The 21,709-nt window shown below is 68.7% G+C and carries 18 protein-coding genes; 11 read left to right on the forward strand and 7 right to left on the reverse strand.

All coding sequences use genetic code 11. The annotated features are described in order from the left end of the window. The first annotated feature begins 79 nt into the window (after nucleotides 1-79). Entirely contained in the window at nucleotides 80-766 is a 687-nt protein-coding gene (gene bioD, locus CURTO8I2_RS04335; protein WP_159678970.1) for a dethiobiotin synthase, read from the forward strand. 176 nt (nucleotides 767-942) lie between these two features. On the opposite strand, the gene CURTO8I2_RS04340 is transcribed toward bioD, so the two are convergent. The 3 genes from CURTO8I2_RS04340 to CURTO8I2_RS04350 all read right to left on the reverse strand — a co-directional run bounded on the left by CURTO8I2_RS04340 (nucleotide 943) and on the right by CURTO8I2_RS04350 (nucleotide 6,197). Then, on the reverse strand, nucleotides 943-4,122 hold the full coding sequence (locus tag CURTO8I2_RS04340; RefSeq protein WP_159678972.1) for an efflux RND transporter permease subunit: 3,180 nt from the start codon (nucleotides 4,120-4,122) through the stop codon (nucleotides 943-945). 85 nt (nucleotides 4,123-4,207) lie between these two features. Further along, nucleotides 4,208-5,410 carry an efflux RND transporter periplasmic adaptor subunit gene (locus tag CURTO8I2_RS04345; protein WP_159678974.1) on the reverse strand — a complete coding sequence of 401 codons (1,203 nt, stop codon included), beginning with the start codon at nucleotides 5,408-5,410 and terminating at the stop codon, nucleotides 4,208-4,210. A 13-nt stretch (nucleotides 5,411-5,423) separates the two neighbouring features. Further along, nucleotides 5,424-6,197 (reverse strand): TetR/AcrR family transcriptional regulator, encoded by a 774-nt coding sequence (locus tag CURTO8I2_RS04350; protein ID WP_159678976.1) that lies wholly within the window; start codon nucleotides 6,195-6,197, stop codon nucleotides 5,424-5,426. Nucleotides 6,198-6,409: 212 nt separating this feature from the next. Here CURTO8I2_RS04350 and CURTO8I2_RS04355 point away from each other — a divergent pair, with 212 nt between their 5' ends. The 5 genes from CURTO8I2_RS04355 (at nucleotide 6,410) to CURTO8I2_RS04375 (ending at nucleotide 14,100) form a co-directional block, all read left to right on the forward strand. Next, a complete protein-coding gene (locus tag CURTO8I2_RS04355; RefSeq protein ID WP_159678978.1) occupies nucleotides 6,410-7,672 on the forward strand; it encodes an efflux RND transporter periplasmic adaptor subunit in 1,263 nt (420 codons plus the stop codon). Nucleotides 7,673-7,678: 6 nt separating this feature from the next. Beyond that, nucleotides 7,679-10,879, forward strand: a complete 3,201-nt coding sequence (locus CURTO8I2_RS04360) for a multidrug efflux RND transporter permease subunit (protein ID WP_159678980.1) — start codon at nucleotides 7,679-7,681, stop codon at nucleotides 10,877-10,879. Between the two features lie 129 nt (nucleotides 10,880-11,008). Continuing rightward, nucleotides 11,009-12,271: an NAD(P)/FAD-dependent oxidoreductase gene (locus CURTO8I2_RS04365; protein ID WP_159678982.1), complete on the forward strand. Its 1,263-nt coding sequence runs from the start codon at nucleotides 11,009-11,011 to the stop codon at nucleotides 12,269-12,271. 90 nt (nucleotides 12,272-12,361) lie between these two features. Further along, a complete protein-coding gene (locus tag CURTO8I2_RS04370; RefSeq protein WP_159678984.1) occupies nucleotides 12,362-12,664 on the forward strand; it encodes a metalloregulator ArsR/SmtB family transcription factor in 303 nt (100 codons plus the stop codon). A gap of 47 nt (nucleotides 12,665-12,711) precedes the next feature. Next, nucleotides 12,712-14,100: a DUF2867 domain-containing protein gene (locus tag CURTO8I2_RS04375; RefSeq protein ID WP_159678986.1), complete on the forward strand. Its 1,389-nt coding sequence runs from the start codon at nucleotides 12,712-12,714 to the stop codon at nucleotides 14,098-14,100. Here CURTO8I2_RS04375 and CURTO8I2_RS04380 read toward each other — a convergent pair. The 3 genes from CURTO8I2_RS04380 to CURTO8I2_RS04390 are packed head-to-tail and all read right to left on the reverse strand — an operon-like array spanning nucleotide 14,090 to nucleotide 16,721. Further along, nucleotides 14,090-15,868: an ABC transporter transmembrane domain-containing protein gene (locus CURTO8I2_RS04380; protein WP_159678988.1), complete on the reverse strand. Its 1,779-nt coding sequence runs from the start codon at nucleotides 15,866-15,868 to the stop codon at nucleotides 14,090-14,092. The two genes, CURTO8I2_RS04375 and CURTO8I2_RS04380, sit on opposite strands and share 11 nt — an antisense overlap. Then, the gene (locus CURTO8I2_RS04385) at nucleotides 15,868-16,458 is read right to left on the reverse strand and encodes a YigZ family protein (protein WP_159678990.1); all 591 of its coding nucleotides are present in this window, start codon (nucleotides 16,456-16,458) and stop codon (nucleotides 15,868-15,870) included. The genes CURTO8I2_RS04380 and CURTO8I2_RS04385 overlap by 1 nt, the downstream gene beginning before the upstream one ends. Further along, nucleotides 16,458-16,721 (reverse strand): hypothetical protein, encoded by a 264-nt coding sequence (locus CURTO8I2_RS04390; protein ID WP_159678992.1) that lies wholly within the window; start codon nucleotides 16,719-16,721, stop codon nucleotides 16,458-16,460. The genes CURTO8I2_RS04385 and CURTO8I2_RS04390 overlap by 1 nt, the downstream gene beginning before the upstream one ends. A 193-nt stretch (nucleotides 16,722-16,914) precedes the next feature. Here CURTO8I2_RS04390 and CURTO8I2_RS04395 point away from each other — a divergent pair, with 193 nt between their 5' ends. Both CURTO8I2_RS04395 and CURTO8I2_RS04400 read left to right on the forward strand, forming a co-directional pair. Continuing rightward, nucleotides 16,915-17,478, forward strand: a complete 564-nt coding sequence (locus tag CURTO8I2_RS04395; protein ID WP_236550998.1) for a hypothetical protein — start codon at nucleotides 16,915-16,917, stop codon at nucleotides 17,476-17,478. Nucleotides 17,479-17,637: 159 nt separating this feature from the next. Further along, a complete protein-coding gene (locus CURTO8I2_RS04400; protein ID WP_159678994.1) occupies nucleotides 17,638-18,120 on the forward strand; it encodes a peptidoglycan-associated outer membrane lipoprotein precursor in 483 nt (160 codons plus the stop codon). A 72-nt stretch (nucleotides 18,121-18,192) separates the two neighbouring features. Here the strand turns inward: CURTO8I2_RS04400 and CURTO8I2_RS04405 are convergent, their stop codons facing one another. Next, entirely contained in the window at nucleotides 18,193-18,402 is a 210-nt protein-coding gene (locus CURTO8I2_RS04405) for a cold-shock protein (RefSeq protein WP_159678996.1), read from the reverse strand. A gap of 273 nt (nucleotides 18,403-18,675) precedes the next feature. Between CURTO8I2_RS04405 and CURTO8I2_RS04410 the strand changes: the two genes are divergently transcribed. The 3 genes from CURTO8I2_RS04410 to CURTO8I2_RS04420 all read left to right on the forward strand — a co-directional run bounded on the left by CURTO8I2_RS04410 (nucleotide 18,676) and on the right by CURTO8I2_RS04420 (nucleotide 21,585). Further along, the gene (locus CURTO8I2_RS04410) at nucleotides 18,676-19,176 is read left to right on the forward strand and encodes a DUF456 domain-containing protein (RefSeq protein WP_159678998.1); all 501 of its coding nucleotides are present in this window, start codon (nucleotides 18,676-18,678) and stop codon (nucleotides 19,174-19,176) included. Between the two features lie 61 nt (nucleotides 19,177-19,237). Continuing rightward, nucleotides 19,238-20,431 carry a mechanosensitive ion channel family protein gene (locus tag CURTO8I2_RS04415; RefSeq protein WP_159679000.1) on the forward strand — a complete coding sequence of 398 codons (1,194 nt, stop codon included), beginning with the start codon at nucleotides 19,238-19,240 and terminating at the stop codon, nucleotides 20,429-20,431. A gap of 2 nt (nucleotides 20,432-20,433) precedes the next feature. After that, the gene (locus CURTO8I2_RS04420) at nucleotides 20,434-21,585 is read left to right on the forward strand and encodes a phospholipase A (protein ID WP_159679002.1); all 1,152 of its coding nucleotides are present in this window, start codon (nucleotides 20,434-20,436) and stop codon (nucleotides 21,583-21,585) included. Nucleotides 21,586-21,709 lie beyond the last annotated feature (124 nt).

The raw sequence follows: 21,709 nt of genomic DNA on the forward strand, positions 1-21,709 counted from the left end.
GCGATGCGCACGGGTTCCGCTTGCGCGGCACGCAGGCCTCACAGCCTGGAATGCAGAGGCGCATGGCGCCGGAATCCGCATGAGCGCGCGCAGTTTTCTGGTCACCGGCACCGACACCGGCATCGGCAAGACCCATTCGAGCGTGGCCCTGCTGCACGCGCTTCGCGCGCATGGCCTGCGCGCGGTCGGCATGAAGCCGATCGCCAGCGGCTGCGACTGGCTCGACGGGCGTTGGCGCAACGAGGATGCACTTGCCTTGCAGGCCGCCAGCGATCCGCGGCCCGAGTACGTCGACGTCAATCCGGTCGCGCTGCCCGAACCCACGGCGCCGACACTGGCCGCGATCGCAGCCGGCGTGACGGTCGACATCGCGGATCTGTATGCCGCGCATGGCCGGCTCGCATCGAACGCGGACGTGGTGCTGGTTGAAGGCGCGGGCGGCTGGGATGCGCCATTGGCGGACGGGCTGGAGCATCAGGATTTCGCGCGGCACATCGGCGGCGCGGTGGTGCTGGTCGTCGGCTTGAAGCTCGGCTGCCTGAGCCATGCCCGGCTGACCGCGCGCGCGATCGAAGCGGATGGTTGCCGGCTGGTCGGGTGGATCGGCAACCGCATCGATCCGGACTTTGCGCGAGCGGACGACTACATCGACCTGCTGACCGGCGCGTTGCCGGCGCCGTGTCTGGGGGTGTTGCCGTTCGTCGCGGACGGGGGCGATCTGCCTGCGACGTTGTCGCTCGATGCGGGGTGGATCGCGACGCTTTGACGGGTTGCGCGATGTGTTTCGCTGGCGCTCTATCCATCCCACACACGCGCCGGCACTCCGCCGTAGGCTGGGCAGAGCGCAGCGAAACCCGTCATCGCCATCTGATCCAACGCGATTCTTCCAAAGAAAAGGCGCGACCGAAGTCGCGCCTTTTGCGTATCACCTGTCGCCGGAACTCAGTGCCCCTGCGGCGCCGGTTCCAGATCGTCATCGTCTCGACGGTCCACCTTCTGTGCTTCGGTCGCGTCCCGGTCATGGCTGTGGTCGCGCGCCAGCAGCAGGTAGAACGCGGGCAGCACGAACAGGGTGAACGCGGTGCCGATCGACATGCCGGCAGCGATCACCAGACCCATCGAGAAGCGGGCGGCCGCGCCGGGGCCGCTGGCGATCAGCAGCGGCACCATCGCGAACACCAGCGCGGCCGTCGTCATCAGCACCGGGCGCAGACGGATCGCCGCGGCGCGTTCGATGGCCTCGGCTTTCGGCACGCCCTCGTTGACCTGCAGCTTGTTCGCGAACTCCACGATCAGGATGCCGTGCTTGGAGATCACGCCGACCAGCGTCACCAGGCCCACCTGCGTGTAGATATTGATCGACATGCCGGGGAAGGCCTCGATGCCGGCGAACTGCAGCACGCCCGACAGCAATGCCAGCGCATTGAGTACCAGCAGCGCACCACTGATCGCCATCGGCACCGTGGCCAGCATGATCACCGCATCGCGGAAGCTCTCGAACTGCGCGGCCAGTACCAGGAAGATGATCACCAGCGCGAAGGCGAGGGTGATCAGCATCGTCGTGCCCTCCTGCTTGAACTGCCGCGACTCGCCGGCGTAGTCCACGCTGTAGCCCTGCGGCAGCACCTCGGCGGCAATCTCGTCGAGCACGCGCAGCGCCTCGCCCTTGGTCACGCCGGGACGCGGCGCGAAGGTGATGCCCACCGCATTGAGCTGCTGGAAACGCTTGAGCGACTGCGGCTGCGCGCTCTCCTTGAACGAGATCACCGTCGAGAGCGGAATCAGGTCGCCATCGCGGGTGCGCGTGTAGTAGTTGCCCAGCTGCTCGGCGTTGAGCCGGTCGCTGCGCTGCACCTGCGGGATCACGCGATAGGAGCGGTTCTGCATCGCGAAGCGGTTGACGTAGCCGCCGGCCAGCAGCGCGCTCATGTCGGCCGCCAGCGTGCGCATGTCGATACCGAGCAGCGCCGCCTTGTCACGGTCGATCTGCACCTCGACGCGCGGCTTGTCGATCTTCAGGTCCTTGTCGAGGAAGATGAAGCGGCTGCTGGCCTGCGCCCGCGCGACGATCTCGTCCGCGATTTCCGACAGCTGTTCCAGCGACCCGATGCCGCCGATCAGGAACTCGCCGCCGCCGTCGCCACCCGCCGACGGCAGGGACGGCGGCACCAGCGCGAAGATGTTCAGGCCGGTGATCTCGGCGAGCTTGGGCTGCAGGTCCTGCTGCAGGATCTGGTTGGTCGAGCGCTCGCGCTGGCTCCACGGCTTCATGACGAAGCCACCCATCGCGCTGTTGCTGCCGCCCATGCCACCCATGCCGCCGTTGAACAGGAAGAAATCGTTGATCTCGGGAATCTGTTCGACGACTGCGGTCATCTCCTCGGTATAGCCCTCGACGTAATCGAGCGTGCTGGCCGCATCGGCGCTGCCGATCGCGAACACGAAGCCCTCGTCCTCCGGCGGCGCCGGTTCCTTGGGCGCACCGATGTAGAGGAACACGCACGAGACCAGCACGATGCCGCCGAAGGTCAGGATCACCGCGCGTGTCTGCAGCGCGCCATGCAGCCGGCGCTGGTAGCCCTGCTGCAGCCAGTCGAAGCGCCGGTCGAGCCATTTCTCCAGCCTGCTCTTGCTCTGCTCGCCGTGGGGCTTGAGGATCTTCGCGCACATCATCGGCGTCAGCGTCAGCGCGATGATGCCCGACAGGAATACCGCACCGGCGAGCGTGAACGCGAACTCGGTGAACAGCACGCCGGTCAGGCCGCCCTGGAAGCCGATCGGCAGATATACCGCGATCAGCGTCGTGGTCATCGCGACCACCGGCCACGCGAGCTCGCGCGCGCCGCGGATCGACGCATCGAAGGGCGTCATGCCTTCCTCGATGTGCCGGTGGATGTTCTCCAGCACGATGATCGCGTCGTCGACCACGATGCCGATCGCCAGCACCATCGCCAGCAGGGTCAGCAGGTTGATGGTGAAGCCCATCAGCAGCATCAGGAATAGTGCACCGACCAGCGACAGCGGCACGGTGACCGCAGGGATCAGCACGCTGCGGAACGAGCCGAGGAACAGGTAGATCACCACGATCACGATGATCACCGCCTCGATGATCGTGCGGATGACCTCGTTGATGCCGTCCTGGATCGACTCGGTGCTGTCGTAGGGAATCGTCGCCTCGATGCCCTCGGGCAACTGCGGCACGATCTCCTCGTCCCAGGCCTTGCGCACCTCGGCGATCACGTCGAGCGCGTTCGCATCCGGCGAGACATAGATGCCCATGAACGTCGCCGCGGCGCCGTTGATGCGCACCGACGAGCCGTAGTTCTCCGAGCCCAGCACGACATCGGCGATGTCGCCGAGCCGCACGATCGCGCCATCGGCCTCGCGCACGACGAGCGCGCGGAATTCCTCGGGCGTGCGCAGGTCGGTGCGTGCGGTCAGATCCACCGACACCATCTGGCCCTTGGTCGAACCCAGCGCGGACAGCACGTTGTTCGACTGCAGCGCCATCGACACATCGCTCGCGGTCACGCCCAGCGCGGTCATGCGATCGGGCTTGAGCCACACGCGCATCGCGAACGAGCCCGGGCCCATGATCTCGGCACGCTGCACGCCCGGAATCGTCGCGATCTTCGGCTCCACCGCGCGGGTGAGGTAGTCGGTGATCTGGTTGTCGTTAAGCTGTTCGCTGGCGAAGGACACGTACATCGCCGCCACCTGCTGGCCCTGCTGCAGGTCGATCACCGGGTCCTCGGACTCGGCCGGCAGTTCGCTGCGCAGCTTGTTGACCTTGGCCGCGATCTGGGTGAGCGCTTCGTTCGGGTCGTAGTCCAGACGGATATACGCCTGGATCACGCTGACGCCGGCCGAGCTGGTCGAGGTGAGGTAGTCGATGCCCTCGGCGCTCGCCACCTCGCGTTCCAGCGGCGTCGTGATGAAGCCCTGGATCAGGTCGGCGTCGGCGCCGAAGTACGTGGTGCTGATGTTGACGACCGCGTTCTGCAGTTCGGGGTACTGGCGCACGTTGAGCTCGGAGAACGCACGCAGGCCGAACAGCAGGATGAAGAGGCTGACGACCATCGCCAGCACGGGTTTGCGGATGAAGATGTCGGTGAATTTCATCTCGGTCTCCCCCGCGCGGTGGTGCGCGGGTCAGGGAGCAGGGCGGGCGCGGCGCGCCCGGACACGGCGATCGGGACGACCGCGATCAGCGGTTCTCGGGCGTCGGCGCGGCGTCCGCGCTCGGCTGCACCTTGTTGTTGATCGTCACAACGGCGTCGTTGCGCAGCTTCAGCAGGCCACTGGTCGCAACGCGCTCGCCCGGCTTGAGCCCTTCGGTGACCGCGATCAGGTCACCGCGCGTCGCGCCGGTGGTGACGAAGCGCTGGCGCACGACCAGCGTCGGGCCCTGCTGCGCTTCGTCGCCCTCGGCCTTGGGCGCTTCCGGATCGACCGGCTTCTCCGACACCACGTACACCGCGTTGCCGTAGGGATTGAAGGTGACGGCGGTCTGCGGAATCACCACCACGTCCTGCTCGCCGCCCACCGCCAGTCCGACGCGGGCGAATGCGCCCGGGCGGAGCTTGCCGTCGGGATTGGCCAGCGTTGCCTGCACCATGAAATTGCGCGTACCGGCATCGACCGCGGGCTCGATCGCGGTGATCGTGCCCTCGAACTGCGTACCCGGCAACGCGTCGACGACCGCCTGCACCGTTGCGCCGGTCTGCACCAGCGGCAACTGCTGCTCGGGCAGGGCGAAGTCGAGGAAGATGGGGTCGAGCTGCTGCAGGCTCACGATCGGCGTGCCCGGCGAGACGAACTGGCCGAGGTTGACCTTGCGGATGCCCAGCACGCCGTCGAACGGTGCGCGGATGGTCTTCTGCGCGATCAGGGCGCGCTGCGCCTCGACCTGGGCGAGCGACGTCGCCGCCTGCGTCGCGCGTTCCTCGACCTCGGCCTTCGAGACGAGCTGTGTCTCGCCGAGTTCGCGCCAGCGGTCGCGCTGCACGACGGCGAGTTTCGCGGCCGCTTCGCTCGAGCGCAGCACCGCGAGTTCGTTGTCGGTGTTGAGTTCCACCAGCACGGTGCCGGCCTTCACCGGCTGGCCGGGGTCGAAGGAGAGCTTGCGGACCACGCCGCCGGCTTCGGTGGTGACGTCGGTGCCGTTGACCGCGACCAGCGTGCCGACGGCTTCCAGCGGCGTCGACCACGACTGCTGCGCGGCATCGAAGGTCGTGATCGCGACCGGCGGCTGCGGCATGTTGTCGAAGAAATCGTTCATGCCCTTGCCCATCACGAACTTGGCAAGAAAGACGCCACCGAAGATCACGGCGACGAGGATCAGCATCACGAGCATCCGCAGACGCGGACGCGGGGCGCGCGTGGCGGATCGGGTTTCGGTCCTGGACATGGGGCGGGTTCCGTCAGGAAAGAGGAAGGGAAGGGGGCAGGTCGGGCGCGATGCTCGACCAGTCGGTATCGAAGACCGCGCGGCTGACCCGGGCGATCAGCGCGTCGAGCGCGGCGTCGTCCTCGGCGTCGACCAGCGGCTGCCAGCCGTAGCCGTTGAACAGGAACTGCAGCTGGCGGATCAGCAGGCGGTAGGGATCGCCGGTCACGGCCGTATCGACCAGACCCTGCTGCTGCACCAGCGTGTGCATGCCGACGGTCATCATCCAGGGGCCCATCGTCAGCGCGCCATGGGGCAGCGCCGAGGCCGGCAGCTCCCCGCGTGCACGCCCTTCGGCGACGATGCCGTCGATCAACGTGGCCAGCGGCTCGCAGGCGGCCAGCGCACGCCGGCGGCTATCCACCGAGGCCGCGCCCCAGACCACGTCGGTCCAGACGAACTGGGCGAGGCGGAAATGTTCCGGCTGCTCGCGGATGATCAGCATGTCGGCGAGCACGACGGCGAGCATGCGTTCGCGGGTCGGGCCGTCCCATCTGGCGGCGCGTTCGAACAGTTCGACCCGGTCGAAGCTGTTGCGGGTGGCGAGTGCGACCAGCAGGTCTTCCTTGCTGGCGAAATGCTTGTACAGCGTGCCGATCGCATAGCCGCATTCGTCCGCGACGCGGGCCATCTGCAGCGACAGCAGTCCATCGCGCTGGATCTGCGCCTGCGCGGCGTCGAGAAGCGTGCGCTCGCGCGCGACGATCTCGCGTTGGCGGCGCGCAACGGCGGCGGACAGGACAGGCATCGTTGGACCTGAATAAGTCGGGGGCGGCGCGGAGTATGAACCTGGTTCATTCCGTGAGCAAGGTTCGATTTCATCGGGTTCGCATGCGGTGCAACGCAGCATCGCGCGCGCCAAGGCCATCAATGACTTCCGTCACGGTGCGAACCGCAATCTGAATTAGCTATACTGGCCGGTATAGTAAATCCCGTCCCACCTCTCCCAGGTCATCCCCCATGCGCCGACTCCTCTCCATTGCCGTCCTCGTCGCGGCACTTTCCGCCTGCGGTCAACAAGAGGAGCAGGCCGCGCCGCCGCCGCCGGAAGTGGGCGTGCTGACCGTGCAGCCGACGAGCGTCGCGCTGGAGCAGGAACTGGTGGGCCGTCTGGCGCCGTTCCGCAGCGCCGATGTCCGTGCCCGCGTGCCGGGCGTGCTCGAGCGTCGCGTGTATCAGGAAGGCAGCGACGTCAACGAAGGCGACGTGCTGTTCCGGATCGATCCGGCGCAGCTGCAGGCCGCGCTCGGCACCGCGCAGGGCGCGCAGGCGCAGGCACAGGCGAACGCGATCAACGCCAAGAGCGCTGCCGATCGTGCGCGCCAGTTGGCGCCGACCAACTTCATCTCCAAGGCCGATCTCGACAATGCGCTGGCGGCCGAGCGCAGCGCGGAAGCCGCGCTGCAGGCGGCCCGCGCGTCCACCCAGACCGCGCAGATCAACCTCGGCTACGCCACGGTGCGCGCGCCGATCTCGGGCCGCGCCGGCAAGCAGCAGCTGACCGAGGGTGCGCTGGTCGGCCAGGGCGATTCGACGCTGCTGACCACGGTCGACCAGATCGACCCGCTCTACATCAACTTCTCGATCGGCGCGGCGGAGTTCAACCGCATCCGCGCGATGTCGCTCGACCAGGCTGCCGGCGGCGGCCAGGTCGAGATCGTCCTCGCCGACGGCTCGGTGCACGACCAGCTGGCGACGCTGGACTTCTCCGGTGACGTGGTCGACCCGGCGTCCGGCGCGATCCAGCTGCGTGCGACCGTGCCCAATCCCGACCGTCGCCTGCTGCCGGGCGTCTACGTGACGCTGCGCGCGAACATGGGCCAGCAGAGCGGCGTGTATCTGGTGCCGCAGGCCGCGGTGCTGCGTGATGCCAACACGGCTTACGTGCTGGTGGCGGGCGAAGGCGACAAGGTGGTCCGCAAGCCGGTCCGGACCGACCGTGCGCAGGATGGCCAGTGGGTCATCACCGAAGGTCTGGCGGCCGGCGATCGCGTGATCGTCAGCGGCGTGCCGAAGGCGCGTCCCGATGCGGTGGTCGCGCCCAAGCCGTGGACGCCCGGGCAGGCGCAGGCGCCGGCGGCGCCTGGCGGTGCGGCAGGTGCAGCGCCCGCGGCCCAGCCCGCAGGCGAGGCCGGCGCGCCCGCAGCGAGCGACGCCGCGACGGCGGCTCCGGCGCAGGATGGCGCCGGTCAGGCGCCCGCTGCGAACGACACGCAGGACTGATCCGCCATGCCCAAGTTCTTCATCAACCACCCGGTCTTCGCCTGGGTCGTCTCCATCCTGATTTCGCTCGCGGGTGTGATCTCGCTGCTGAACATGGGCGTGGAGTCGTATCCGAGCGTCGCACCGCCGCAGGTCACCGTCTCGGCGACCTATCCCGGCGCCAGCGCCGATACCACCGAACGTGCGGTGACCCAGGTCATCGAGCAGCAGCTCACCGGTATCGACAACCTGCTGTACTTCAGCTCGACGTCGAGTTCCTCCGGCCGCGCCAGCGTCACCCTGACATTCGAGACCGGTACCGACGCGGACATCGCGCAGGTGCAGGTGCAGAACAAGGTGTCGCTGGCCACGCCGCGCCTGCCCAGTGAAGTGGTGCAGCAGGGCGTCGTCGTGGCCAAGGCCAACGCCGGCTTCCTGATGGTGGTGGGCCTGCGGTCGGACGATCCGTCGGTGAGCCGCAACCAGCTCAACGACCTGATCGGCTCGCGCGTGCTCGAGCAGATCGCACGCGTGCCGGGCGTCGGCAGCACCCAGCAGTTCGGGTCCGAGTACGCCATGAACATCTGGCTCAATCCCGACCAGCTGCAGGGCTACGGCATGTCGGCGTCCCAGGTCATGGCCGCGGTGCGTGGACAGAACGTGCAGTTCGCGGCCGGTTCCGTGGGTTCCGACCCCGCGCCGGAAGGCCAGGGTTTCACCGCGACGGTCTCGGCCGAAGGCCGCTTCAGCACGCCCGAGCAGTTCGAGAACATCATCCTGCGTGCCGACAACGAAGGCGCGACCGTGCGCCTGAAGGACGTCGCCCGGGTGGAGATCGGCGCGTCCGGCTACGGCTTCGACACCAAGTACAACGGCCAGGCCACCGGTGCGTTCGCGATCCAGCTGCTCCCCGGCGCGAACGCGCTGACGGTGGCCGGCGCGGTCGAGGCGCGCATGGACGAGCTGCAGCCGTCGTTCCCCCAGGGCATCGAGTGGTTCAAGCCCTACGACACCACCACGTTCGTGACGCTGTCGATCAAGGAGGTCATCAAGACCCTGATCGAGGCGGTGATCCTGGTGTTCCTGGTGATGCTGCTGTTCCTGCAGAACCTGCGCGCGACGATCATCCCGACGCTGGTCATTCCGATCGCGCTGCTCGGCACGTTCCTCGGTCTGAGCCTGCTGGGTTACACGATCAACCAGCTGACCCTGTTCGCGATGGTGCTGGCGATCGGCATCGTGGTCGACGACGCGATCGTGGTGATCGAGAACGTCGAACGCATCATGGCGGAGGAACATCTGCCGCCACGCGAAGCCACCATGAAGGCGATGGACCAGATCACCGGCGCCGTCGTCGCGATCACCGTCGTGCTGGCCGCGGTGTTCATTCCCAGCGCGCTGCAGGGCGGCGCCTCAGGCGAGATCTACAAGCAGTTCGCGATCACGATCGCGGTCGCGATGGGCTTCTCGGCGTTCCTCGCGCTGGGCTTCACGCCGGCGCTGTGCGCGACGTTCCTCAAGCAGCATGCGCCGCCGGGCGAGCGCAAGAGCAACGTCGTCGTGCGCACGTTCAACAAGTACTACGACAAGGTCAACGCGACCTACGTCGGCCACATCGGCAGCGCCGTGCGGCACGCGCCGCGCTGGATGGCGGTGTTCGTGGTGCTGTGCGTGGTCTGCGGCTTCCTCTACATCAAGCTGCCCAGCAGCTTCGTGCCCGAGGAAGACCAGGGCTATGCGCTGGCGATCGTGCAGTTGCCGCCGGGCTCGACCCTGCAGCGGACCAATGCGGTCTTCGAGGACGTGCGCGCACGCCTGGAACAGAACCCGTCGTACGAAGCGATGCTGCAGGTCGCGGGCTTCAGCTTCGTCGGCCAGGGCGAGAACGTCGGCATGGGCTTCATCAAGCTCAAGGACTGGGCCGAACGCGACGCGGACATCAACCAGTTCCTCGGCGAGGCCAACGGCGCGCTGCAGGGCGTGCAGGACGCGACGATCTTCGTCGTGAACCTGCCGACCGTGCAGGGCCTGGGCCAGTTCGGCGGCTTCGACATGTACCTGCAGGACCGCACCGGCGCCGGCAACGCGGCGCTGCAGCAGGCCCGCAACCAGCTGCTGGGCGCGGCCGCGCAGAAGACCGACGTGCTGCAGGGCGTGCGCCCGAACACGCTGGAGGACGCGCCGCAGCTGCAGCTGCACGTCGACCGCGTGCAGGCCCAGTCGATGGGCCTGTCGGTCACCGACATCTACAGCGCGATCCAGCTGATGCTGGCGCCGGTCTACGTCAACGACTATGTGTCCGACGGCCGCATCAAGCGCGTCAACATGCAGGCCGACGCGCAGTACCGCACCGATCCGGGCTCGATCGGTCGCTTCTACACGCCGAGTGCGATGTCGACCAACGCCGACGGCACGCCGACGATGATCCCGCTGAGCACGGTGGTGAACCCGGAGTGGGGTGCCAGCACGCCGTCGCTGACGCGCTACAACGGCTATTCGGCGATCAACATCGTCGGTTCGCAGGCGCCCGGTCGCAGTACGGGCGAGGCGATGGCCGCGATGGAGGAGATCGTCGAGAACGAACTGCCGGAAGGCTTCGGCTACGACTGGGCGGGCATGTCCTACCAGGAGATCATCGCCGGCAACACGGCGACGCTGCTGCTGCTGCTGTCGGTGGTCGTGGTGTTCCTGTGCCTGGCCGCGCTCTACGAGAGCTGGTCGATTCCGGTCGCAGTGCTGCTGGTGGTGCCGCTGGGCATCCTCGGCGCGGTGGTCTTCACGATGCTGCGTCCGGGTCTGTCGAACGACATCTTCTTCAAGATCGGCATGGTCACGGTGATCGGCCTGGCGGCGAAGAACGCGATCCTGATCGTCGAGTTCGCGGTGCAGCAGTACAAGGAGGGCAAGACCCTGCGCGACGCGACGGTGGACGCGGCGAACCTGCGTTTCCGACCGATCCTGATGACGTCGTTCGCCTTCATCATGGGCGTCACGCCGATGGCGCTGTCGAGCGGCGCGGGTTCGAGCGCACGTCATGCACTCGCCACCGGCGTCATCGGCGGCATGCTGTTCGCGACGTTCCTCGGCCTGCTGCTGATTCCGGTGTTCTTCATCATCGTGCGGCGCGTGCTGGGCGACAAACTCGACGAGCCGGATCCGCGTCTCGAAACGGCACGCGAGCGTGAGCGCCAGCTGGAGCAGGACGGCGACGAACGACCGGCGCACTGACCGCGTCGTCGTTTGATCATGAAAGGCCGCCCCGGCGACGGGGCGGCCTTCTGCATATGTGGCGCGCGCTTCGGTCGCTGCCGGATCCGTGAATGCACCGGTATGCTGGCGGCCCGCTGCGGAGCCTCCATGACGCCATTGCAGATCGCCATCGTCGGTTACGGCACGGCCGGACAGGCCGCCGCAGTGCTGCTGGCGCGCGATGGTCACCGGGTCGACGTATTCGAGCGGGCGCCCGAGCCGGGTCCGGTCGGCGCCGGCTTCCTCCTCCAGCCCACCGGTCTGCAGGTGCTGTGGCGCATGAGCCTGCTCGATCCGGCGCTCGCGCACGGCGCGCGCATCGATCGGCTCTACGGCGACACGCCCTGCGGGCGCGCGGTCATGGACATGCGCTACGCCGGTCTCGATGCGCGGCTGTGCGGGGTCGGCATGCAACGCGGCGCGCTGTTCTCGATCCTCGACGACGCGCGGTGCGATGGGGTGCGGCTGCAGGCGGGCATCACCATCGCGGGTCCGGACATCGACAACGACCGCTGGCTGCGGGACGCGGACGGTCGCCGGCACGGTCCCTTCGATCTGGTGCTGGCGGCGGACGGCGCGGCATCCCGCCTGCGCGGACAGCTGGGCGCCGTGCGCCGCGACGCGGTGTATCCGTGGGGCGCGCTCTGGTGTCTGCTCGATGCGCACGACTGGCCGCATCTGCACGAATTGCGCCAGCGCTACGTCGCCGCGCGCCGGATGATCGGCCTGTTGCCGGTCGGCACGCGTCCGGGCGATGCGACCCCGCGTCTGAGCTTCTTCTGGAGCCTGCCGGTCGCGGCCTTCGACGGCTGGCAGTCCGCTGCGCTCGACGACTGGCGCCAGGCGGTGACCGCCATCTGGCCCGAAGCTTCGCGCCTGCTCTCGTCCACCACCACGCACGCGCAACTGGCGCGTGCGAGCTATCGCGATGTCACGCTGACGCGATGGCACCGTGGCCGCTGGGTGCTGCTGGGCGACGCCGCCCATGCGATGAGCCCGCAGCTGGGGCAGGGCGTCAACATGGCCCTGCTCGACGCCGAAGCGCTGCGCGATGCCTTGCGCGCGAAATCACTCCCGGATGCATTGACCACGTATGCACGCGTGCGTCGCCGACACGTGGCGATGTACCAGTTCTGGAGTCGCTGGCTGACCCCGGTGTTCCAGTCCGATCGCGACCTGGTCGCGAAGGCGCGCGACGTCGCGTTCCAGCCGGTGGGGCGCCTGCCGGGCGGGCGCGGACACATGCTGCGGGTGCTCAGTGGCACGCAGCACGGACTGTTCGGAGCGTTACCGCTGGCGCCCGCGTTCGTGGAGACACTCGACCGGTTCGGCCGGACAGCGGGCGCGCCCGCTTCTGCCGTGGCGTCGTAGCAGGGCGAGGCGGGCGCAGCGCAGCAGGCGGCTTGACGTCCGGTCTTCAACGGCGTAATTAATTAGGTAATTAGTTAACTGGATGCCGCCATGGAACGCGTGTTCGAAGCCCTCGCCTCGACGCCACGTCGCCAGATCCTCGCGTATCTCAATGCCGGCGAGCTGACCGCGGGCGAGATCGGTGCCCGCTTCGAGTTCAGCAAGCCGGCGTTGTCGGGGCACCTGCGGGTGCTCGAACAGGCCGGCCTGATCGAACGCGAGAAGCGCGGACAGTTCGTGTTCTTCCGGCTGGTGCCCGACCGCCTCGCGAACACGCTCTTCGCCTGGGCGGCCGAGGTGTGCCCCGTCGGCGGACCGATCAAGCGCGAACGCCGCAAGCCGGGCAGGGCGTGAGCGCGGTGGCCGGCGATGGGACTCATGCCGCACCGGTCCAGCGGGCCGTGCCCGCGTCCGGTGCGGCCGCGACGTTCCCGGCCGCGCACGTGCCGTCGCGCGGCGGCGGACTGCCGGTCGAAGTGACCCTGATCGCGCGGTTCGCGCCGGGACAGGGCGATGCCGTGATCGGCGACGCGCTGCGTCGGCAGCGGGCGCATCCGGCGTTCGTCGATGCGCTCGATGAGCCGTCCACGCGGATCGGCGTGATGGATCTCGCGCGCGGTGATCCTTCGTCGCTGTACACCTTCGGCGTCGGCGCCAAGGGGCATCCCTTCCATCGCCATGCCGGCAACCGCATGTTCACCGCGGTGTCGGGCAGCGCCGGGGCGCATCTGCGGTTCTCGACCGCATCGCAGGCGCAGATCGACGCCGATCCGGGCGCATTCGTCGACGCCCTGCATGTAGTCGAGGTTCCAGCGGACTGCCTGTTCTCGGTGCGCTTCGGCGGTGGGACCTGGCACCAGTTCATGCCCGCGCAGCCCGGTAGCGTGCATCCCGCGCTGTTCGCGGTGTCCTGCCATCCCGACGAAACCGCCGGCGGGCTCGATGCGGCCACCCAGGCACGCGTGCTCGACAATGCGGCCGACATTCCGGCGCTGACCGATGTGCTGCCCGCCGCGGTCCAGGCGCTTCTCGACGCCGCGTGGCGCCAACCCGCATCGATCGCGACGACCCGCCCGTCGCTGGATCCGGCGCCGGTGTCCTGCACGCGCGCGGACGCGCCCGTTGGAGGAGCGCGCGCGGCCGACGCGGTGGACGCGGATTCGCTGCTGCAGTCGCAGCTGCCCGGCCCCGTCGCGCACGAAGACCAGGCTGCAGTGCGACTGGACGCAGCGCAGGTCGGCGGCGCGACGCCCGCGCAGGTCATGGATGCGCTGCTGGCGGGTTTCGTCGCCAATCCCCCGGTGGGCGTCGGACGGCTGATGGCGTTGCGCAACCTGCTGGTGCGGCCCGCGGGGCTGCGCACCTCACCGCTCGGATGTCCCGCGTCCTCGCTGCTGTCGGTCGATGCGCCGCAGATGTTCGCCGGTCGGCACCCGGTGCTGGTCGAACGCCTGGGTGACGACGGACGCCGTGTCGAGGTGATTCTCGGCGCCGACGACGTGCATCTGATGTTCCGGACCTGCATCGGCGTCCGCGCCGGGCCGGATGGCACGCGCCTGTGCACGATGGCGACGCGCGTGCGCACGCGCAACGCATTCGGACGCGTCTACATGGCGGTCATCCGCGGCGTGCACCGGCGTTACATCGCGCCGACGATGCTGCGCCATGCCGCGGACCATGCGGTGCGTGCGTTACGCCAGGACGCTGCCGTCGACATGGCGCCCCTGTCCCGGGACGACCCGCATCGCGACGTCCTGTGGACAGGACGCGCCGACGGCGTCAGTCGATGAACTGCAATCGCGCCAGTTCCGCATAGAGTCCGCCCTGCGCGAGCAGTTCGTCATGCGTGCCCTGGGCGACGATGCGGCCCCGGTCCATGACCACGATGCGGTCGGCCTTGAGAATGGTCGCCAGTCGATGCGCGATGACCAGCGTCGTGCGGCCCTCCATCAGACGCGCCAGCGCTTCCTGCACCGCGAACTCGCTCTGCGCATCCAGCGCTGAAGTGGCTTCGTCGAGCAGCAACACCGGTGCGTCGCGCAGCAGGGCGCGGGCGATCGCGATGCGCTGCTGTTGGCCGCCGGACAGTCGGGCGCCGCGTTCGCCCAGCTGGGCGTCGTAGCCGTCGGGCAGGTCGCGGATGAAGGCGTCGGCCTCGGCTGCGCGCGCGGCGGCTTCGATGTCGGCATCGCTGGCGTCGAGCCGCCCGTAGCGGATGTTCTCGCGCGCGGTCGTGGCGAAGATCGTCGGCGACTGCGGCACGAGCGCGAGCTGGTCGCGCAAGGCGGCGGGCGCGAGGCTGCGGATGTCCACGCCGTCGATCGACACCGCGCCCTCGGCCGGATCGTGGAAGCGCAGGAGCAGCGACAGCACCGTGCTTTTGCCGGCGCCCGATGGTCCCACCAGCGCGACCGTTTCGCCGGGCGCCACCTGCAGATTGAAATGTTCGAGCGCGGGCGCATCGGGCCGCGACGGATAATGGAAGCGCACGTCCTCGAAGCGCAGCGCGCCACGCACCGGTTCCGGCAAGGTGGCCGGCGCGTCCGGCGCGCGGATGCCGGGCCGCTCCACCAGCAGTTCGCCGATCCGGCCCATGCCGCCCGCGGCGCGTTGCAGCTCGTTCCACACTTCCGCCAGCGCGCCGACCGAACCCGCGCCGAACAGCGCGTACAGCACGAACTGGCCCAGCGTGCCGGCAGTCATGCGGCCTTCGATGACGTCGTGCGCGCCCGACCACAGCACGACGGTCACCGCGCCGAAGATCAGCGTGATCGCGACCGCGGTGATGATCGATTGCAGGCCGATGCGGCGCCGTGCGGTGGCGACCGACTGCGCGACCGCGTCGCCGAAGCGGCCGCGCTCCCAGGGTTCGCGCGCATGCGCCTGCACGGTGCGGATCGCGGTCAGCGTTTCGTTGGCGAGTGCGTTGGCGTCGGCCACGCGGTCCTGGCTCTGGCGCGAAATCTTCGCCAGCTTGCGGCCGCCCAGCACCAGCGGCAGCACGAACAGCGGAATGCCGATCAGGGTGAACGCCGCGAGCCGTGGGCTGGTGACGACCAGCATCGCCACGCTGCCGATCACCATCACCGTACTGCGCAGTGCCACCGACATCGTCGAGCCGACGACGGCGCGCAGCAGTTCGGTGTCGGCGCTCAGCCGCGAGACCAGATCACCGCTGCGTGTCTGCTCGAAGAACGGCTGGTCGAGATCGAGCAGATGGCCGTAGAGCCGGTTGCGCAGGTCGGCCACGACACGCTCGCCCAGCAGCGACACGAAGAAGAAGCGTGCCGCGGTGAACACGGCCAGCGCGATGGCGACGAGCAGCAGCAGCGCGAACGCGCGGTCGATCTGATCGCCCCCGGTGAAGCCGTGATCGATCATCTGCTTGACCGCCATCGGCAGGCTCAGGGTCGCCGCCGACGACAGCGCGAGCGCCACCATCCAGGCCGCGAACAGGCCGCGCTGACGCATCACGAAGGGCCACAGGGTCTTGAGCGCGCCGATGCGCGCCTTGGGTGCGCCGGCGTCAGGCGTCGTGCGGGGGGATCGGAATGCCATCAGCCATTGTCGTCGATGCGGACCCGGTCACGGGTGGCATCGCGCAGACGCGTTTTCAAGTCGTCGACGCGGTCGGCCGGCAGGTCCAGCACCAGCGCCACGCCCGCGGTGTCGAAGGTCTCCGCACGTTTGACCGCCAGCGCGGCCGGCAGCGCGGCATGCACGCTGCCGATCGCATCGAACGGCGCATGCAGATGCAGCGTGGCCATCTCCACGAGGGCCACGCGCGGCGCGGTCCGCAGACATTCGGCGGCGCACCCGCCGTAGGCGCGGACCAGCCCGCCGGCGCCGAGCTTGATGCCGCCGTACCAGCGCACGACGACGACCGCGATGCGGTCGAAGCCTTGTCCGTCGATCGCCGCGAGGATCGGCCGGCCCGCGGTGCCGGCGGGTTCGCCGTCGTCGCTGGAGCGGTACTGGTCGCCGAGGCGCCAGGCCCAGCAGTTGTGGGTGGCGTCGGCGACGTGCACCTGTTGCAGGAATGCGGCCGCGCCGTCGGCATCCTCGACCGGCGCCGCGTGCGCGACGAAACGGCTGTGCTTGACCTCGAGCGTGTGGCTGACCGGTCCGGCGAGCGTGTTGAGCGGCATCAGTCCAGCAACGCGCGTAGATCGGGCGGCAGCTCGGCCTGCGGGTGACGGCGATGGAATTCCGTCAGGCTGGCCTTCGCCTCGTCGATACGTCCCGCGTCGAGCAGCTCGCGCACACGTGCCAGCCAGGCCGCACGGATTTCCGGGGCATCGGCGGACGCGGGCGGATCACCGTCGTCGGGCTCGTCCCCCATCGCGTCGTGCATCGATGCCTGCGCTTCCGCACGCATCCGGCGGGCATCGGCGGGCGCGGAGGCGGACATCGGCGCCGCACGGGACGTCGCCGACTCTGCAGGCGCCCGCGCGGCCGCGGGTGACGAGGGAAGCGGTGCAGGCGCAGGGGCGGGCGGCGCCGCGGATCGGCCCGCAGCGGAGGCTGCAGGCGGTGGAGGCGCTGCGGTGGCCGGATGCAGCTCGGCGCCGAACGCGGTCGGCCGTTCGACCTGCTGCTGGGACATGGGCGCAGACGCAGGGGCCGATGCGGCTGCACGCGGCGCCGACTCGACGGCCGCTGTGTCCTCGCGCAGCGACGCGGCCGGCGGCGCGCCATCGGCGGCTGTAGCCGCGGGCAAGGGGGCATCGGATGCACGGACCGCGGGCGCATCGGCCGCCGGGTATCTGGTGGTCTTCGTGATCGGACTGCTCGCGGGCCTCGTGCTGGTCGTGGTGATGCTGCGCACGCTCGATGCGCGCAAGACCTGGCAGGACCGGTATCCCACGGCGCTGATGCAGCTCTATCAGGCGCAGATGGCCCAGCTCTCGGCGACCCTGGACGCGAACCGTTGCGCGCCGGCCGAGACCGTGTCGCATCTGCACACCATGCGCGCGCTGTCGAACGATCTGGAGCCCGCGTTTCCCGACCTGCGCGATCACCGGGGCTTCGTGGCCCACGCCGCCGATGCACGCCGCGTGCTCGACGCGGCGCTGGCGACGCCGCCGCAGGACTGCGCCCGTCTGCGCACGACGCTGCACGCGATCGGCGAGACCTGCAACGCGTGTCACCAGGACATGCGGGGCTAGACCACAGACGCGATCCGACTGAACGGGCGCTGCATGCGGCAGGTCGACAGTGCCGAATTGCTACGGCATTCACGCGCCGCTGCCTAGCGTTGGCGCGTCGGGCAGAACCCGCCCGCGCTCCCTGAAAACAAAGCTGCGAATGCAGCGGAGGCTTGCCCCATGAAGACTGGTCTGATCGGAACCGCCGTACTGGCCGCATCCGTCGCGCTCGCCGGCTGTGCCACCTCGCCGGGTTATGGCTCGGGCTACGGCAACAGCGGTTATGGCAACAGCGGCTATGGCCGCCCCGCGAACTGCTACGACTGCGGCACCGTCACGCGGATCGAGACCGTTCGCGGCAACAGCAATCCCAACATCGCCGGACCGCTGATCGGCGGCGTGGTGGGCGCGGTCGCGGCGAAGGAACTCGCGCGTCGCAACACCGACAGCGAAGGCCGTCGCAACGTCGCCATCGGCGCGGGTGCGATCGGTGGCGCCGTTGCCGGCAACGCGATCCAGAACCGCACCGAAGGCGGCAATGTGTACAACGTCCACGTGCGCATGCAGGACGGCCGCACGACCGTGCTGTCGCAGGGCGACGTCAGTGGCCTGCGCGAGGGCTCGAACGTGCGCGTGCAGAACGGCCAAGCCTACGCCTACTGATCGGCGCCGCATTGTCGAGACCAGAAAAAACCCGGCGCAAGCCGGGTTTTTTCTGGTTCGAATCCGTCGGGATCAGAGCGGCGTGACAGCGTCCGCCTGCAGGCCCTTCTGGCCCTGCACCACTTCGAACGAGACCTGCTGGCCTTCCTGCAGCGACTTGAAGCCGGTGCCTTGGATGGCGCGGAAATGCACGAATACGTCTTCACCACTTTCGCGGCTGATGAAGCCGAAGCCCTTGGCGTCATTGAACCACTTGACGGTACCGTTTTCGCGTTCTGCCATGTTGCTCTCTCTCCCTGGAACGTTTCGATAGTTGATCGATGGAACGCCGGATGCGGCGGCTGGTTGCAAGGAGAACACGGGTGCGACGATGCAGCGGACCGGGTGGGACGAGCCAACACGAATCTACTTCACGCAGGGTCACGGTTCACGGTGACCTTGACAAACACAGCGGTTGGAAAGTACCCCGCTGTTTATGAAAATGCAATCCGGGGTTTCCCCATCTTTTTCCGATTGCCGAAGCGGGTTTACGGCGCGGATTTACGGAGTTCGAACATGGAGTTGAGTGCGCTGTTCTACGTGCTGGCGGCGATGCTCGTCCTCATCGGACTTGCCGGCGTGGTCCTGCCCGCGCTGCCCGGCGTGCCGCTGATGTTCGCGGGCATGCTGCTGGCCGCATGGGCGGACGGGTTCGAACGTATCGGCGTCTGGACCCTGGTCACCCTGGGCGTGCTGACCGCGGTGTCGTTCGCCGTCGATTTCTGGGCGACGGCTGTCGGCGCGAAGCGGGTCGGCGCCAGTCGGCTCGCACTGGTCGGCACGATCATCGGCACGTTCGTGGGCCTGTTCTTCGGTCTGCCCGGGCTGTTCGCAGGTCCGTTCGTCGGCGCCGTCATCGGTGAACTGATCAGCCGCCGTGACCTGCGCCCGGGTGGCCTCGGCCAGGCGACCCGGGTGGGAGTCGGCACGTGGGTGGGGATCGCCCTCGGCGTCGCGCTCAAGCTCGCGCTGGCGGTGCTGATGCTCGCCGTCTTCGCATTCGCCTGGTGGTGGTGAGTGCACTATCGTGTCGCTCCGACCCGACGCGACGTCACGCTGCATGCCCCCTGCCCCCCCGTTGGATCCGCTCCGGACGCGACCGCGCGGCGTGGCCGGTGCCCTGAGCGTCGCACTGCTGGCCTGCGCGTGCGCGCTCCCGCTCCATGCCCGTGCCGCGGTCGCACCGGCACCGCCCGTTGCCGCGGCGACGGCCGCGCAGGCCCCGCCTGACGCTGCCGCCAAACCCGGTGCGGACGGCGGCGCACTGGAATTCGCCGACGATGTCGACGTGCGGACGCGCGTGGAGCAGGTCTACGACGAGGCCGAGCTGCGGGTGCTGCGCCTGCTCGCGCATCTGCCGCTGCTGCTCGCCGCGGCGCTGATCGTCTTCCTGGCGTCGTGGATCGGCGGGTTCGTCTCGCAGCGGCTGCACTGGCTGCGGCTGCGCACGCGCAACCCCTACCTCGACGGACTGCTGCGACGCGCGGTACGCGGGGTGATCCTGCTGATCGGTTTCCTCGTCGCGCTCGACCTGCTCAACGCCACTGCGCTCGTCGGCGCGATGCTGGGATCGGCCGGCGTTCTGGGACTGGCACTGGGCTTCGCGTTCAAGGACATCGCCGAGAACTACATCGCCGGCATCCTGTTGAGCCTGCGACGGCCGTTCGAACCCGGCGAGCTGGTCAGGATCGACAGCTACGAAGGCAAAGTCGCCGCGCTCAGCGCGCGCGCCATGACCCTGATCACGCTGGAGGGCAACGAGCTGCGCCTGCCCAACGCACTGGTGTTCAAGGCAGTGATCCTCAACTACACCAGCAATCCGAAGCGGCGCTTCGATTTCACGATCCCCATCGACGCCGCCGAGTCGATCCGCAAGGCGCACGCCATCGCCATGGACGAGATCGCCAGCATCGAGGATGTGCTCGCCGACCCGGCCCCGTCGTGGATGGTCGTCGAGTTCGGCGCCAACGGCAGCGTGCTGCGGTTCTTCGCCTGGGTGGACCAGCGCCACAGCGACCTGGGCAAGACCCGCAGCGAGGCGATCCGTCTCGTGAAGGGCGCATTCTGGCGCGAAGGGATACAAGGCCCCAGGACCACGACCCACGTGGTGCTGGCCCGGGACGAGGAGACTGCCGCCCCGGCGCCCGTCGATCCCGAGCCCGCCACCAGCGCCGGCGTCGACACCTCGGTCAACCGGGATATCGACCGCCAGGTCGCCGAGGTGCAAAGTACCGACCCAAGCAACCTCCTCACGCTCAAGGACGCGACTTGATCATGCGACCCGCCTCTCTGTTTCCCGCTGCGCTGGCTGCAGCTTCCGGGTTCGCCCATGCCCAGGCGCCCGAGGTGCCCAGCATCGCGCCCACCGCGCCGGCGAGTCTCGACGCCTGCGTGGCGCTCGAACAGGACGCCCAGCGCCTGGCCTGCTTCGACACCATGACCGGTCGCGCCGCGCGGACGCCCCAGCAGGCCGATACCGAAGCCGCGGTCGCGCGGGAACTGCGCAAGGACCCGGCACTGCGGGCGGACGCACTGGCCGAAGGCCCCGTGTCGAACAGCCTCTACGCGCACGATGGCGGCGACCGGCTCTCGGACGCGATCGCCAATGCCGGCCAGGGCTCGCTGCTCGACAGCCGCTGGGAACTGGCCAAGGACTCCAAGCTCGGCATCTTCAATCTGCGCGCCTACAAGCCGGTCTACCTGCTGCCCGCCTTCTGGTCCTCGGACATCAACCAGACGCCGTCCTCGCCCAATCCCGAGAACACGGTGACCACGTCCCAGGGGCTCGACAGCCTGGAGGCCAAGTTCCAGCTGAGCTTCAAGACCAAGGCGGTCGAGAACCTGTTCGGCAGCAACGGCGACATCTGGATGGGCTATACCCAGAGCTCGCGCTGGCAGGTCTACAACACCGAGGAATCGCGCCCGTTCCGCGAGACCAACTACGAACCCGAAGTGCTGATGGTGTTCCGCAACGGCTACAGCATCGGCGGTTGGAACGGCCGCATGGCCGCGATCGGCGTCAACCACCAGTCCAATGGCCGCGGCGATCCGCTGTCGCGCAGCTGGAACCGGGTGATGTTCAACGTCGGTCTGGACCGCGACAACTGGGCGCTGATGATCCGGCCGTGGGTGCGCATCTCCGACGGCAACGACGACGACAATCCCGACATCGAGGACTTCATGGGCCGCGGCGACGTGACGCTGACGCACGTGCGTGGCGGCCACGAGTTCTCGGTGATGGCCCGGCACTCGCTGCGCGGTGGCGACCGTTCGCACGGCGCACTGCAGTTCGACTGGGGTTTCCCGATCCACAAGAACTTCCGCGGACATCTGCAGGTGTTCGAGGGCTACGGTGAGAGCCTGATCGACTACAACCACAAGGCGACCTACGTGGGCCTGGGTATCTCGCTGCTCGAATGGTTCTGAGCCCCGCCCCCTGACGCGCGCGCACCGTCATCGCCCGGCCCGGGCGGTGGCGGTGCGTTCTGTCTTATGCTCCAGACCGTCTCCCGCCCGCCGGTTCCCGCATGGACGCTGCCGCCGCCCGCCC

The sequence above is a fragment of the Luteimonas sp. 9C genome (assembly GCF_902506295.1).
In the GTDB taxonomy this organism is placed as follows: Bacteria; Pseudomonadota; Gammaproteobacteria; order Xanthomonadales; family Xanthomonadaceae; genus Luteimonas.